Raw genomic sequence first — 13,287 nt, 5'->3', positions numbered from 1 at the left:
GCGCGGGCCAGCCGCGGCAGGTCCGCGCCGTCGCGGCACCGCTCGCCCCCGGGGCCCAGCTCGTCGATCACGGAACCGGCCCAGGAGACGTCGGCGGCCGAGGGGGACAGCACCTCGTTGATGTACGGGGCCTGGTCCACCCGCAGGCACAGCTTGCCGGTCATGCCCATCTCGACCGCGTGCTCGGCGGCGTCCATGAGGACCTGGGTGTCGTTGGAGATGGTGGGACCGTCGATCGGCGGGGCCACCCGGGCGACCCTGCTGGACACGACGAACTGCGACCGGGTGTAGGCCAGGGCGATCTGCGAGGAACCGATGCCGGTGTCGCGGCGGTAGTCGCCGATGCCGAAGGCCAGGCGCACCACCTGGTCGGTCTTGGCGATCTCCGTGGCGGCCGCCAGACCGTCGGCGGACTCGACCAGCGCGACTATCGGGGTGTCGGGGGCCAGCCGGGCGGCGGTGAGCGAGACGTGCTCCGGGTTCTCCGTCTTGGCCAACATCACCCCGTCGAGACCGGGGCAGTGGCCCAGCGCCATGAGGTCCTTCTCCCACTCGGGAGAGCGGACGTCGTTGATCCGGACCCACGCGTGATTGCCGGCCTCGAGCCACTGGCGGACTTCGCGACGGGCACGCTCCTTCTCCGACTGGCGGCACCCGTCCTCGACGTCCAGGACCACGACGTCCATCTCGGAGTCCGCGGCCGCGTCGAAGCGCTCGGACTTGTCTGCCGGCAGGAGCAACCACGAACGGGCGATCGTGGGCGGGATGGTCGACATGGGGCTCATCGGTACCGGTCATCCTTTGCTCGGGGAACGGATCAACGCGGGACGGGCGGGTCTCGCGGCAACCTCCCCACGATACGCCGGGGTGGATGCGAGATACCACGCGGGAAGCGGTGCCAGGGGGCGTGACCCCGGGCCCACTGGGTAAGGATAGGCTGACCTATATTCAGCCGGATGAGGACGGAGGCGCACGATGATCACCCATGCCCGGCCCCGTGCCGCCGTGAGCGCAGCGTTCGACGAGAGGCCGGCCGAGTGATGGGAGCGGTCTCACCACCGAGCCGCGCACCTCGCCCCGAGCCGCGCGGCACCTATCGGGCTTTCACCGTCACGGTCACGGCGGCGGTGTCGCTGACCCCGCGGATGCGCCGGATCACGCTCCACGCGCCTCAGCTCACCGACTATGAGCTCCTGCGCCCGGATGACTTCTTCGCTCTGCTGATCCCCGGCCCGGCAGGGCTCGACCTTCCCGCTGACGGCCTGGTCGGATCGTCACCTCGAGGAGTGGCGGACCTGATCGGTGACCGATGCCGGCCCGAGCTGCGGTGGTACACCGTCCGCGCCCACCGTCCGGACGTCGGTGAGGTCGATGTCGACATCGTGCTCCACGGCGACTACAGCGACCACAGCGACCACGACCACGCGGCGAGCGGCCCGGGCGGCCGCTGGGCCGCCACCGTCACTCCCGGGGACGTCGCCGGTTTCGTCGAGGGCAACGGCCTGTACAGCCCCACCGACCCGTCAGGGCGCCAAATGTTCTTCGCCGATGTGACCGCCCTTCCCGCGCTGTCGTCCATACTCACCTCCCCGGAGCCGGCCCCCGGCGTCGCGGCTCTCGGGAGCCAGGCCACGGCGCACATCGAGGTGGACCACGACTCCGACATCCACCCGATCGCCACAGGAGCCACCGTGCACTGGCACGTGAGAGACGGGGGCCCACCTGGGCTGTCGATCCCCCGTGTCCTCGACGGCGTCGCGCCGGGAGAGATCAGCTACGCGTGGATCTGCGCGGAGGCCTCGCTCGTGCAGGAGGCGCGCCGCTTCCTCATCGCGCAGGGCGGGGTGGCGAAGGAACTGATCACGTTCAGCGGCTACTGGCGTCAGGGCGAGGCACGCACCTGACATGACGACCACCGATTCGCGGGGCACCGGCGTGCCCACCCGCTCCCGGACCGTCCCCCCTCGGGCAGTGGCGGGCACCACCACCCGACGCTCGGCCGGACTCATCGTCCTCCTGGCGGTGCTGGCGGTCGCCGTACTGGTCAGCGTGGCGGTCGGGTCCAAGGACATCCCGCTGTCCACGGTGCTGGAGGCGTTCCGGTACCACGATCTCGCGATCGACGAGCACTTCATCGTGTGGGAGATGCGGCTGCCGCGGACGCTGACCGGCCTCGCGGTCGGTGCCGGGCTCGCGGTGTCGGGTGCACTCATCCAGGCGTTGACGCGTAATCCGCTCGCCGACCCGGGAATTCTGGGGGTGAACGCCGGGGCGGCGTTCTTCGTCGCACTGGGCGTCGCGGTCTTCGGGGTGTCCTCGATCACCGGGTATGTGTGGTTCGCGTTCCTCGGGGCCCTGGTGGTCACGGTGGGGGTGTACCTGGTCGGATCGGCCGGCCGGGGCCCGGCGGACCCGGTGCGGTTGACGCTCGCGGGCGTGGCTCTCGGCGCGGTGCTCTCCGGAATCACCCTGGGCATGACTCTGGTGGACCCGGGGGCGTTCGACCAGATGCGGCACTGGAACGCCGGGTCGATCGCCGGCCGCGGCTATGACGTGCTGCTTCCGGTGCTGCCGTTCCTGATCCTCGGAGTGCTGCTGGCCGTGGGCGCGGCGACAGCGCTCAACGCGATCGCCCTCGGCGACGATCTCGCGACATCCCTGGGGACCCGGGTCGCGCTCACCCGGACCATGGTGGTCGTCGCGGTGACGCTGCTCGCCGGAGGAGCGACGGCGATCGCCGGCCCCCTTCTGTTCGTGGGGTTGATGGTTCCGCACATCGCCCGGTGGATCACCGGGCCGGAGCAGCGCTGGATCATCGCCTACTCGGTGGTGATGGGGCCGATCCTCGTGATCGTCTCGGACGTCCTCGGTCGCCTGGTGATCCGTCCCGGTGAAATGCCCGTCGGGATCGTCACCGCATTCGTCGGCGCGCCTGTCCTGATCGCCCTGATCCGACGCAAGAAGGCGAGCGGGCTATGAGCAGCGACATCGCCAGCGGAGCCTCGCGGGTGGACTTCGGGGCACGGCAGGTGCAGTGGCGGCGTCACGGTGTCTCCGTCCGGTTCCCCCTCCGGGCCCTCCTCGTCTGCGCCGCCCTCGCGGTCCTGCTGGGCGTCGGTGCGGTGGTCGGCCTGACGGTCGGTAGCTACGCCGTCGACCTCGGCCGACTGGTCGACGTGCTGACCGGTACTGACGGGACCTTCGCCCGGACCGTGGTGCTGGAGTGGCGGGCCCCACGCGTGCTGGCCGCCGTCGTGTTCGGCGCGGCCCTCGGCGCCTCCGGCGCGGTGTTCCAGTCCGTGACCCGCAACCCGTTGGCGAGTCCTGACGTCATCGGGTTCGCCACGGGCTCGTACACCGGGGCGATCGTCGTGCTCATCGTCCTCGGGGGTGGCTACACCCAGGTGGCCTCAGGGGCGCTGGTGGGTGGCGTGGCCACCGCCGCGGTGGTCTACCTGCTGGCGTACCGGGGCGGGATCACCGGATTTCGGTTCATCATCGTCGGCATCGGGGTCTCGGCCATGCTCACGGCATTCAACAGCTGGCTGCTGTTGCGTGCCCAACTCGAGGTCGCGATGAGCGCCGCGGTGTGGGGTGCCGGGTCGCTGAACGGGATCACCTGGGAACAGACGGGTGTGGCCACCGCGGTCGTGATGGTGCTCATACTGGCCCTCGGACTGCTGGCTCGGCCGATGCAGCAGATGCAGCTCGGCGACGACGCGGCGAGAGCCATCGGCATCCGGGTCGAACCCTCGCGACTGGGTCTCATCATCGTGGGCGTCGCGCTGACGGCCGCCGTCACCGCCGCCGCCGGACCCATCTCGTTCATCGCCCTGGCCGCGCCGCAGGTCGCCCGCCGTCTCGCCCGCACGCCCGGGATCACCCTCTGGCCGTCCGCGGTCGTCGGGGCCGTCCTGCTGCTGGCCTCTGACCTGGTCGCCCAGCACGCGCTACCTCAGACGCTGCCGGTGGGGGTGGTGACCTTCGTCATCGGCGGAACGTATCTGACCTGGCTACTGATTCACGAGATAAGGAAGCTCCCATGAGCCTGCCTCCGTTGCGCGCCGAGGACATCACGGTCGGCTACGACACACGGGTCATCTCCGAGGGGTTGTCGGTCTCCGTCCCCGAGGACTCGTTCACGGTCATCATCGGCCCGAACGCCTGCGGCAAGTCCACTCTGCTCCGCGCCTTGTCCCGGCTGCTCGCGCCCGCCAGGGGTCAGGTGATCCTGGACGGACGCGACATCAGCTCCTACAAGGCCAAGGAGGTCGGGCGGCGCCTGGGGCTGCTGCCACAGAGTTCGCTCGCGCCCGACGGGATCACCGTCGCCGAGCTGGTGGCCCGCGGTCGCAACCCCTATCAGGGGTTCCTGCGCCAGTGGTCGACCGCGGACGAGGAGGCCGTCGCGGCCGCACTGGCCGCAACGGAGACCACCGAGCTGTCCGCGCGCCTGGTGGACGAGCTCTCCGGCGGACAGCGTCAACGCGTCTGGGTCGCCCTGGTGCTCGCGCAGCAGACCCCGCTGCTGTTGCTGGACGAGCCCACCACGTTCCTGGACATCGCCCACCAGATCGAGCTCATGGAGATGTTCACCGACCTGCACCACCAGGGCAGAACCCTGGTCGCGGTGCTCCACGACCTCAACCAGGCGGCCCGCTACGCCACCCACCTGATCGCGATGCGAGAGGGGAGGGTGATGGCCACCGGTGCCCCCGAGGAGATCCTCACGGAGGAGCTCGTCCACGAGGTCTTCGGGCTGCGGTGCCGCGTGGTCCCCGACCCCGTCGCGGGAACACCCCAGGTCATCCCACTCGGACGTGACCGACGACAGAGAACGATCCACACGCAGAAGGAGACCCGCACACTATGAGAACGACACTGCGCCGCACCGTCGGTGCCCTGCTCGCCACCACCCTCGCCGTCGGACTGTCCGCCTGTAGTCCGGGCGACGCGCCCACCGCCGGCGGTGGGAACCCCGGTTCCGACGGCGACGGGTCTGCGTTCCCGGTGACGGTCGAGCACGAGTTCGGGGAGACCACGATCGAGTCCGAGCCCCAGCGGGTGGTGACCCTCGGATGGGGCGATGTCGACAACGCGATCGCCCTCGGCGTCAACCCGGTCGGCTACGCGCGTAGCGCGGATTATCCGGGACTGCAGCCCTGGGCCCGGGACGCGGCCGGTGAGATCGACGCGGTGGACCTCGGTAGCGCCAGCGAACCGGACTACGAGAGGATCGCGTCGCTGGAACCGGATCTGATCATCGATGTGCAGGGCGGTACGGACGACGAGCAGTACTCGAGGCTGTCCTCGATCGCGCCCACGGTCGCCCGACCGGCGGGGACGAACGTGTGGCAGGTGAATCGTGCGCCCGCGACCCGGCAGATCGCCCGGGCTCTGGGCCGGGTCGAGGAGGGGGAGCAGCTGCTCACCGAGCTGGAGGAGCACATCGCTCAGACCACGGCCCGGTACCCGCAGCTGGAGGGCAAGACCGGGACCGCGGTGCTCGTCTCCGACCCGGGCACGTACTACGGGTTCCAGAACAGGGACGGGCGCGGGGAGTTCATCGAGACCATCGGGATGCGGCTACCCGAGTCGATCGCAGCCCGGGACGACGGGTCCAGCTTCAGCGTGCAGGTGGCGTCCGAAGAGGTGGCGATGCTCGACGGCGACGTGGTCCTGTTCCTCACCGACGACCAGAACTTCGTCCCGACCGAGTACAACCAGTTGTTCGGTCGTTTCTCCGCAGAGCTCCTGACCCTGACCTCGACAGAACGCCAGGCCATCTCCGTCAACACCCCACTGTCGGTCTCGTACGCTCTCGACACCCTGGTGCCCCGCATCGCCGACGCGGTCCGGGACTGAACGCCGCGGCGTCGGCGGCCGGCGGGCACTCAGGACGCTTCCTGTCCGCATTAATGGACGGGTGTCTTGACTACCCCCTCTGAGCGCGGCACGCTGTGGCGGGTGAGTACCCCACCACCGTCCGACGCCCCCGCGATCGAGGCGGAACACCTCGTCAAGAAATTCGGCGACTTCACCGCCGTCGATGACATCTCCTTTACCGTGCCCCCCGGAACGGTCCTGGGACTGCTGGGTCCCAACGGATCCGGTAAGACCACCACCATCCGCATGATGACCACGCTGAGCCCGCCCACCTCGGGCACCGCGCGGGTCGCCGGCCACGACGTGACGACCGCGCCCGCCGATGTGCGCAAGGCCATGGGGTTGACCGCACAGGCGGCCACCGTCGACGAGTTGCTCACCGGGCGCGAGAACCTCCGTCTGATCGGGGACCTGTACGGGCTGCCCAAGAAGAGGGTGAAGTCGCGCGCCGACGAGTTGCTGGAGAAGTTCTCACTGAGCGACGCCGCGACCCGGGTGGCCAAGAGCTACTCAGGGGGCATGCGGCGCCGGCTCGACCTGGCCGCCAGCCTCGTCGCGGCCCCGCCCGTGCTGTTCCTCGACGAGCCCACCACCGGGCTCGACCCCCGGTCGCGCAACGAACTCTGGGACGTGCTGCGTGACCTGGTCCGGGACGGCACGACGCTGCTGCTCACCACCCAGTACCTCGACGAGGCCGATCAACTGGCCGATCGGGTGATCGTGATCGACCACGGCAGGGTGATCGCCGAGGGCACACCGTTGCAGCTCAAGGACCGGTCCGGCGCCGCCAGCCTGGTCATCACCGTCTCGCGACCAGATGACGTGGACGAGGCCGTGCGGGTCCTCGACGGAAGGATCGGGGAACTGCACGTCGACCGCGACGCACGCCGGCTCACCGCGCCGTCGGAGGGCGTCTCGGCGCTGGCGGGGATCGCCGCCGCCTTCACCGACGCCGGCATCGAGCTCGACGACATCGGCCTCCAGCGCCCCAGTCTGGACGACGTCTTCCTGTCCCTCACCGGCCGGAGGGCCGAGGACCCGGAGAGCTCGCCTGACACCGCGGACGCCGACACCATCGAACAGGAGAACCGGGTATGAGCACCGTCGCCGACCCCGCCCACACCTCGGCCACCCATGAGCGGTTCGCGATGCCGGACCGCCCCGACGGGCCGCCGCTGAGCCGCCAGATCTCCGCGCTGGTGCGCCGCAACCTCTTCCACATCCGCCGCCAGCCCGAGAACCTGGCGGATGTCACCATCCAGCCGGTGATGTTCGTGCTGCTGTTCGCCTACGTCTTCGGCGGGGCGATCGCCGTGGCCGGCGGTGTGAACTACCGCGAGTGGCTGCTCCCGGGGATCATGGCGCAGACCATGGCGTTCTCCTCGTTCGTCGTGGCCTCCGGCCTGTGCAACGACCTCAACAAGGGGATCATCGACCGCTTCCGGTCGCTGCCCATCCAGCGGGCGTCGATCCTCATCGCGCGCAGCGCCTCGAGCCTCATCCACTCCTCAATCGGCGTGGTGGTGATGTCGCTGACGGGTCTCATCGTGGGCTGGCGGATCCGGAGCGGGCTCGTCGACGCGGTGCTGGGTTACCTCATCCTGCTGGGCTTCGGCTTCGTCATGATCTGGATCGGCATCGTCGTGGGTTCCCGCCTCAAGACCATCGAGTCGGTCAACGGCGTCATGTTCACGACGATCTTCCCCATCACGTTCCTCGCCAACACCTTCGCGCCGCCGGAGTCGATGCCGGTGTGGCTGCGTCCGGTCGCCGAGTGGAACCCGCTGGCCTCGGTCGTCCAGGCGATGCGTGAGCTCTGGGGCAACGCACCGGCCGTGGGGCCGGACGCCGCGCTGCCGTTGCAGCACCCGGTGCTGGCCTCGCTGCTGTGGATCGTCGGTCTGACGGTGATCATCGCGCCGATCGCCGTCAAGGCCTTCGACGCCCGCACGCGGGACTGACCCGCGGACCGGCCCGCCTCGTGGCAGGTCGTCGTCAGGACTTCTTCTCGGGGGAGACCCGGATGGTGATGGTCCCGACCACGGGCTCCACGCCGGCGTCGTCGACGAAGCGCAGGGGGACCTCGACGTCCCGGCCGCTGGTGAAAGCCGCGAAATCGGGGATGTCGGTCCATTCGGCCGTGACCGTCATGCCGCCGGTCGACTTGGCCGGGTAGCGCACGTTCATCCCCACGGGGATCCAGCGGTGGGTGGCCGGCACGGTGGCCTCGGCGAGCATGCCCATCGCCATCTCGGCCAGGTTGCACGCCGCGATCACGTGGAAGGTGCCGATGTGGTTGCGGTTGCCCCACCAGCCGGGGCCGCGGACGACGCACCGGCCGGGGCGCAGCTCCACCACGTGCGGCAGGACGGTCCGGAAGTAGGGCGCCTTGAGGCTCACGGCCGCGCTGAACAGGCGCGAGCCCAGCGGGAGGCGGGTCGCCTTCTGCCACAGGCGGAACGTCGGGGTGGGTGCGGAGGCGGAGGGCGCGGTGTCGGTCACCGCCCCGATGTTACTCCCCGGTAGGTTCGCGGTGGTGCGGGCCGCCGGATCAGCCGCCGGATCAGTCCGGTTCAGGCCAGGATGCGCGTGCCCTGGCGGAGCAGTTCGTGCAACCGCGCCTGATCCGCGTCGGGTTCGTCGACCCAGCGGCGGTAGGCCGAGAGGGCGATCCCCAGGGCGGCGTGGGCGGTGGCGGCGGGGATGAGGTCGTGCACCGACTCCCCGCGGCGCGCGGCGACGAACTCGGCCACGGCGCTACGCCAGTCCGCGTACATGAGCGTCGAGTGGGCCTGGAGTTCGTCGACCCCGAGCAGTAGTCCCATCCGCAAGCGGTGCACCTGCGTCTCGGAGTCCGGGAAGGTGTTGAAGGTGACCAGGGCGTCCGCGAGCGCGTCCCTCAGCGGGGTGGCGGCCTGGATCCGGGCGAGCTGGCGACGCATCCCGTCCATCTGGATGTCGAACTCGCCCCACGCGATCGCGGCCTTGCCGGGGAAGTAGCGAAACAGCGTCCGCCGGGAGATGTGGGCGGCCTCGGCGATCTCGTCGACACTGGTCGCCTCGTATCCCTGGCGGTCGAAGAGCCTGAGCGCCACGGTCACGATCGAGGCTCGCGTCGTGGACGGTCGCCGTCCGGGCGCGCGACTGTCGTTCGGCTCCGTCATCCCCGTGGCTCCGTCATCCCCGTGGCTCAGTCATTCCCATGATCGCCAAGCCTAGAGGCATCCCGGGGACGGGTTGTGCGCAGACCATTGCATTTGGCACTAGGTGTCAATATGATGCAGATCTCACCGTGTGCGGTGAGTCACCCAACCCGCTGACGAGAGGAATCGCCGTGGACAACGCCCAGAACACCGAGGTAGTGCTGGAGGAGGCCCTCATCGAGGAGGTCTCGATCGACGGCATGTGCGGGGTCTACTGAGATGACCTCGGCAGCAGCGCCGGCCGGCGCCGGACAGGACGCCGCGCCCGCGGCCTTCGACCTCGACGCCGGCTGGCGCCTGCACCCCGGAGTGGCCCTTCGTCCCGAGCCGTTCGGGGCTCTGCTCTACCACTTCCACACCCGCAAGCTCAGCTTTCTCAAGTCGCCGACCATCGTCGAGGTGGTCCGCGCCCTCGCCGATCACCCCACCGCCCGCGAGGCGTGTGCTGCCGTCGGGGTGTCGATCGACGACCCCGCGACCGCCCGCCTGTACCTGCACGCGCTCGGCCAGCTCGCCGCCTCGCGCATGATCGAGGAGACCCCATGACCAGCACCCTCAGCCGCCCGGACGCCCCCTCGACGAGCACGGCCCCCGCTCCCGTCGGCCGCCTGGTGGACCAGTTCGAGCGTGGCCTCGACGCCCCCATCTGCCTGACCTGGGAGCTCACCTACGCCTGCAACCTGGCGTGCGTGCACTGCCTGAGCTCGTCGGGCAAGCGCGACCCCCGGGAACTGAGTACCGAGCAGTGCAAATCGATCATCGACGAGCTGCAGCGGATGCAGGTCTTCTACGTCAACATCGGCGGTGGCGAGCCCACCGTCCGCCCCGACTTCTGGGAACTCGTCGACTACGCCACCAGCCACCAGGTGGGCGTGAAGTTCTCGACCAACGGCGTGCGCATCGACGAGGCCGTGGCGCAGCGCCTGGCCGCGAGCGACTACGTCGACGTGCAGATCTCCCTGGACGGCGCCACGGCCGAGGTCAACGACGCGGTCCGCGGCCCGGGCTCGTTCGACATGGCCGTCCGGGCCCTGGAGAACCTCAAAAACGCCGGGTTCACCGACGCCAAGATCTCCGTGGTGGTCACCCGCGAGAACGTCACCCAGCTGGACGAGTTCAAGGCGCTGGCGGACCGCTACGACGCGACCCTGCGCATCACCCGCCTGCGTCCCTCCGGCCGCGGAGCCGACGTCTGGGACGACCTCCACCCGCTGCCCGAGCAGCAGAAGGACCTCTACGACTGGCTGGTCGAGCACGGCTCCAACGTCCTGACCGGTGACAGCTTCTTCCACCTGTCGGCCTTCGGCGACGGACAGGGCTCGCTGCCCGGGCTGAACCTCTGCGGCGCGGGCCGCGTGGTGTGCCTCATCGACCCGATCGGGGACGTCTACGCCTGCCCGTTCGCGATCCACGAGGAGTTCCTCGCCGGCAACACCGTCTCCGACGGCGGCTTCGAGAGCGTCTGGCAGACCTCGGAACTCTTCCGCGAGCTGCGCGAGCCCCAGTCCGCCGGCGCGTGTGCGTCCTGCAACTTCTACGACAGCTGCCGCGGTGGGTGCATGGCGGCCAAGTTCTTCACCGGCCTGCCCATGGACGGGCCGGACCCGGAGTGCGTCCAGGGGTACGGCGAGGGGCTGCTCGCGGCCGAGCGCTCCATCCCCTCCCCGTCACAGGACCACTCCCGGGTCAAGGGCCTGGCAGCGCGCAAGCAGCCCACCGGCCCGGTCCCACTGACCCTCATCACCACCCCTCCGCGCAGGCCCACCAGCCTGTGCGACGAGTCCCCGGTCTGACCGGACCGGCCGACCCGCCCCACCGACCGCCTCCCTAAGGAGCCCTTCCCGTGTCACGCCTGTCCAAGATCGCCGAGGCCAACCCCTGGCGCACCAACCCCTGGTTCGAATCGGTCGCCGAGGCCCAGCGCCGCGCCAAGAAGAAGCTGCCCCGGAGCGTCTACATGGCGCTGGTTGCCGGCAGCGAGCAGGGCGTGACGATCGACGACAACACGGCCGCCTTCGCCGAACTGGGTCCCAAGCCGCACGTGATCGGAGCCAAGGCCGAGCGGGACATGGCCACCACGGTCATGGGCCAACCGATCAGCCTCCCGGTGATGATCTCGCCCACCGGCGTCCAGGCCGTGACCCCGGACGGTGAGGTCGATGTGGCCCGCGCGGCCGCCGCCCGCGGCACCGCGATGGGACTGAGTTCCTTCGCCTCCAAGCCGATCGAGGAGGTCATCGCCGCGAATCCGCAGACGTTCTTCCAGGTGTACTGGCTCGGCGGCAAGGAGAAGGTTCTCGAGCGACTGGAGCGGGCCAAGGCCGCGGGCGCGGCGGGCGTCATCCTCACCACCGACTGGTCGTTCTCCATGGGGCGCGACTGGGGTAGCCCGACCATCCCGGAGAAGCTCGACGCCAGGGCGATGCTCACCCTGGCCCCGGAGATCGCGGTGCGTCCGCGCTGGGCCGCCGAGTGGGCGCGCGACGTGGTGACCAACAAGCGTTTCCCCGACCTCACCACGCCGAATCTCGTGCACCAGGGGGAGATGGGTCCGACCTTCTTCGGGGCCTACGGCGAGTGGATGGGCACTCCTCCCGCGACGTGGGACGACATCGCGTGGGTGGTGGACAACTACGACGGGCCGGTCATGCTCAAGGGCATCACCCGCATCGACGACGCCCGGCGCGCGGTCGACGCCGGCGTCAGCGCCATCTCGGTCTCCAACCACGGCGGCAACAACCTCGACGGCACCCCGGCCTCGATCCGCTGCCTCGCGCCGATCGTCGACGCCGTCAACGGCCGGGTCGAGGTACTGATGGACGGTGGGATCCGACGCGGTTCCGACGTGGCCAAGGCGCTCGCCCTGGGCGCCCGCGCCGTGATGATCGGCCGCGCCTACCTGTGGGGCCTCGGCGCCAACGGGCAGGCCGGCGTCGAGAACGTCCTGGACATCCTGCGTTCGGGCCTGGACTCCAGCCTCATCGGTCTGAGCAAGTCCTCGATCTCCGAGCTGAGCAGGGACGACTACGTGATCCCCGACGGGTTCATGCGTCGCCTGGGAGAGTGACCAGGGGGCGGCCCGTCCGGACCACCCCGTTACGTCTGTAGAGAAGAAGGAATCGCAGTCCATGGGAGAGTTCGACGGCAAGGTCGTCTACATCACCGGCATCGCGCGCGGCCAGGGCCGCAAGCACGCCATCCGCTTCGCCCGGGAGGGGGCGAACATCATCGGGCTGGACCTGTGCGCATCCCCGTCCGAGTACGTCGGGTACAAGGCGGCCACCGAGGAGGACCTCGCGCAGACGGTCGAGAAGGTCCGTGCCGAGGGCGGGGAGATCCTCGCCGAGATCGGCGACGTCCGCGATCTGGCGTTTCAGCAGGACCTGGTCGCCCGCGGGGTCGATCATTTCGGCGGCCGCCTGGACGTGGTGATCGCCAACGCGGGAATCTGCAACTGGGGCAAGGTCTGGGAGATCGACGAGCAGCAGTGGCAGGACACGATCGACGTCAACCTCACGGGGTACTGGAAGACCCTCAAGGCCACCATCCCGCACATGCTCGCCGCGGACAACGGCGGGTCGATCGTCCTGGTGAGTTCCGTTGCGGGACTCAAGGCCATGCCGGTCCAGTCGCCGTACTCGGCGTCCAAGTACGGGGTGGTGGGTCTCGCGCAGACCGCGGCCAAGGAACTCGGCGAGCACCGGATCCGGGTCAACACGATCCACCCCTACGGTGTGCTGACCCCCATGGGTGCCGACGACCCCGCGGCCCACGACGTGTTCACCAACATGCCCCAGTTCCTCCCGCACTTCACGCCGATCCTGGGGATGGGGATGGCCACCACGGACGACATCTCCGACTCGGTGTTGTTCCTCGCCTCGGACGCCTCCCGCACCATCACCGCGTCGACCTTCACCGTCGACATGGGCGCGATCAAGGTCTGACCATCGATCCCGGCCTGACCATCGAGCCCGGTCTGGCTGTGCTGCCGCTCGGTGCCACCGAGCAGCACGGCGCGCACCTGCCCACCCAGACGGACACGCTGCTGGCCACCTCGGCCGCGCAGGCCCTCGCGGGCGACGGCGTCCACGTGCTCCCCGCCCTCGCGTTCGGCGCGAGCGGGGAGCACCAGTCGTTCCCCGGCACGGTGTCCATGGGAACGGAGGTCCTGGCGCAGGCGCTGGTCGAGATCGGGAGG

General features: G+C 69.8%; 16 protein-coding genes. 13 read left to right on the top strand and 3 right to left on the bottom strand.

Translation table 11 applies throughout. The features are described 5' to 3' along the window. On the bottom strand, window positions 1–776 hold a 776-nt coding region (locus tag G6026_RS03280), incomplete at its 3' end, for a CoA ester lyase (protein WP_182612252.1). Window positions 777–1,127: 351 nt separating this feature from the next. Here G6026_RS03280 and G6026_RS03275 point away from each other — a divergent pair. The 7 genes from G6026_RS03275 to G6026_RS03245 all read left to right on the top strand — a co-directional run bounded on the left by G6026_RS03275 (window position 1,128) and on the right by G6026_RS03245 (window position 7,847). Further along, the gene (locus G6026_RS03275) at window positions 1,128–1,904 is read left to right on the top strand and encodes a siderophore-interacting protein (RefSeq protein WP_182612251.1); all 777 of its coding nucleotides are present in this window, start codon (window positions 1,128–1,130) and stop codon (window positions 1,902–1,904) included. A 1-nt stretch (window position 1,905) separates the two neighbouring features. After that, the gene (locus tag G6026_RS03270) at window positions 1,906–2,979 is read left to right on the top strand and encodes an iron chelate uptake ABC transporter family permease subunit (RefSeq protein ID WP_107757027.1); all 1,074 of its coding nucleotides are present in this window, start codon (window positions 1,906–1,908) and stop codon (window positions 2,977–2,979) included. Next, a complete protein-coding gene (locus G6026_RS03265) occupies window positions 2,976–4,046 on the top strand; it encodes an iron chelate uptake ABC transporter family permease subunit (protein WP_107757026.1) in 1,071 nt (356 codons plus the stop codon). Before G6026_RS03270 ends, G6026_RS03265 begins: the two co-directional genes overlap by 4 nt. Further along, window positions 4,043–4,873: an ABC transporter ATP-binding protein gene (locus tag G6026_RS03260; RefSeq protein ID WP_107757025.1), complete on the top strand. Its 831-nt coding sequence runs from the start codon at window positions 4,043–4,045 to the stop codon at window positions 4,871–4,873. Before G6026_RS03265 ends, G6026_RS03260 begins: the two co-directional genes overlap by 4 nt. After that, window positions 4,870–5,865 carry an iron-siderophore ABC transporter substrate-binding protein gene (locus tag G6026_RS03255; protein ID WP_182612250.1) on the top strand — a complete coding sequence of 332 codons (996 nt, stop codon included), beginning with the start codon at window positions 4,870–4,872 and terminating at the stop codon, window positions 5,863–5,865. The genes G6026_RS03260 and G6026_RS03255 overlap by 4 nt, the downstream gene beginning before the upstream one ends. Before the next feature lie 102 nt (window positions 5,866–5,967). After that, complete coding sequence (locus tag G6026_RS03250; RefSeq protein ID WP_182612249.1) at window positions 5,968–6,984, top strand: ATP-binding cassette domain-containing protein; 1,017 nt, start codon at window positions 5,968–5,970, stop codon at window positions 6,982–6,984. Then, on the top strand, window positions 6,981–7,847 hold the full coding sequence (locus G6026_RS03245) for an ABC transporter permease (RefSeq protein WP_107757021.1): 867 nt from the start codon (window positions 6,981–6,983) through the stop codon (window positions 7,845–7,847). The genes G6026_RS03250 and G6026_RS03245 overlap by 4 nt, the downstream gene beginning before the upstream one ends. Before the next feature lie 34 nt (window positions 7,848–7,881). Here G6026_RS03245 and G6026_RS03240 read toward each other — a convergent pair whose 3' ends face one another. Further along, window positions 7,882–8,388: a DUF4442 domain-containing protein gene (locus tag G6026_RS03240; protein ID WP_182612248.1), complete on the bottom strand. Its 507-nt coding sequence runs from the start codon at window positions 8,386–8,388 to the stop codon at window positions 7,882–7,884. 71 nt (window positions 8,389–8,459) lie between these two features. Next, window positions 8,460–9,050, bottom strand: coding sequence for a mycofactocin system transcriptional regulator (mftR, locus tag G6026_RS03235; protein ID WP_182612247.1), 591 nt, complete (start codon window positions 9,048–9,050; stop codon window positions 8,460–8,462). Window positions 9,051–9,220: 170 nt separating this feature from the next. On the opposite strand from mftR, the gene mftA reads away from it, so the two are divergent. From mftA to G6026_RS03205, 6 genes are all read left to right on the top strand, one after another. Beyond that, window positions 9,221–9,307, top strand: a complete 87-nt coding sequence (gene mftA / locus G6026_RS17090; protein ID WP_063971908.1) for a mycofactocin precursor MftA — start codon at window positions 9,221–9,223, stop codon at window positions 9,305–9,307. A gap of 1 nt (window position 9,308) precedes the next feature. Continuing rightward, a complete protein-coding gene (gene mftB, locus G6026_RS03225; protein ID WP_107757017.1) occupies window positions 9,309–9,635 on the top strand; it encodes a mycofactocin biosynthesis chaperone MftB in 327 nt (108 codons plus the stop codon). Next, window positions 9,632–10,882: a mycofactocin radical SAM maturase gene (mftC, locus tag G6026_RS03220; RefSeq protein ID WP_182612245.1), complete on the top strand. Its 1,251-nt coding sequence runs from the start codon at window positions 9,632–9,634 to the stop codon at window positions 10,880–10,882. The genes mftB and mftC overlap by 4 nt, the downstream gene beginning before the upstream one ends. A gap of 50 nt (window positions 10,883–10,932) precedes the next feature. Then, the gene (gene mftD / locus G6026_RS03215) at window positions 10,933–12,156 is read left to right on the top strand and encodes a pre-mycofactocin synthase MftD (protein ID WP_182612244.1); all 1,224 of its coding nucleotides are present in this window, start codon (window positions 10,933–10,935) and stop codon (window positions 12,154–12,156) included. 61 nt (window positions 12,157–12,217) lie between these two features. Continuing rightward, window positions 12,218–13,033, top strand: a complete 816-nt coding sequence (locus G6026_RS03210; protein ID WP_182612243.1) for a mycofactocin-coupled SDR family oxidoreductase — start codon at window positions 12,218–12,220, stop codon at window positions 13,031–13,033. A 38-nt stretch (window positions 13,034–13,071) separates the two neighbouring features. Continuing rightward, window positions 13,072–13,287: creatininase family protein (locus G6026_RS03205; protein ID WP_182612242.1), on the top strand; the 216-nt coding region annotated here is incomplete at its 3' end.

The sequence above is a fragment of the Dietzia sp. DQ11-38-2 genome, from assembly GCF_014145055.1.
Taxonomy (GTDB): Bacteria; Actinomycetota; Actinomycetes; order Mycobacteriales; family Mycobacteriaceae; genus Dietzia.
This window is presented reverse-complemented; position numbering and strand designations above follow the sequence as displayed.

Bases quoted from the DNA above. Each gene is read 5' to 3' on its own strand.
- G6026_RS03245 (WP_107757021.1), top strand. From the start codon at position 6,981: ATGAGCACCGTCGCCGACCCCGCCCACACCTCGGCCACCCATGAGCGG.
- G6026_RS03265 (WP_107757026.1), top strand. From the start codon at position 2,976: ATGAGCAGCGACATCGCCAGCGGAGCCTCGCGGGTGGACTTCGGGGCA.
- G6026_RS03210 (WP_182612243.1), top strand. From the start codon at position 12,218: ATGGGAGAGTTCGACGGCAAGGTCGTCTACATCACCGGCATCGCGCGC.
- mftR (WP_182612247.1), bottom strand. From the start codon at position 9,050: ATGACGGAGCCGAACGACAGTCGCGCGCCCGGACGGCGACCGTCCACG.
- G6026_RS03255 (WP_182612250.1), top strand. From the start codon at position 4,870: ATGAGAACGACACTGCGCCGCACCGTCGGTGCCCTGCTCGCCACCACC.
- mftC (WP_182612245.1), top strand. From the start codon at position 9,632: ATGACCAGCACCCTCAGCCGCCCGGACGCCCCCTCGACGAGCACGGCC.
- G6026_RS03270 (WP_107757027.1), top strand. From the start codon at position 1,906: ATGACGACCACCGATTCGCGGGGCACCGGCGTGCCCACCCGCTCCCGG.
- mftB (WP_107757017.1), top strand. From the start codon at position 9,309: ATGACCTCGGCAGCAGCGCCGGCCGGCGCCGGACAGGACGCCGCGCCC.
- G6026_RS03260 (WP_107757025.1), top strand. From the start codon at position 4,043: ATGAGCCTGCCTCCGTTGCGCGCCGAGGACATCACGGTCGGCTACGAC.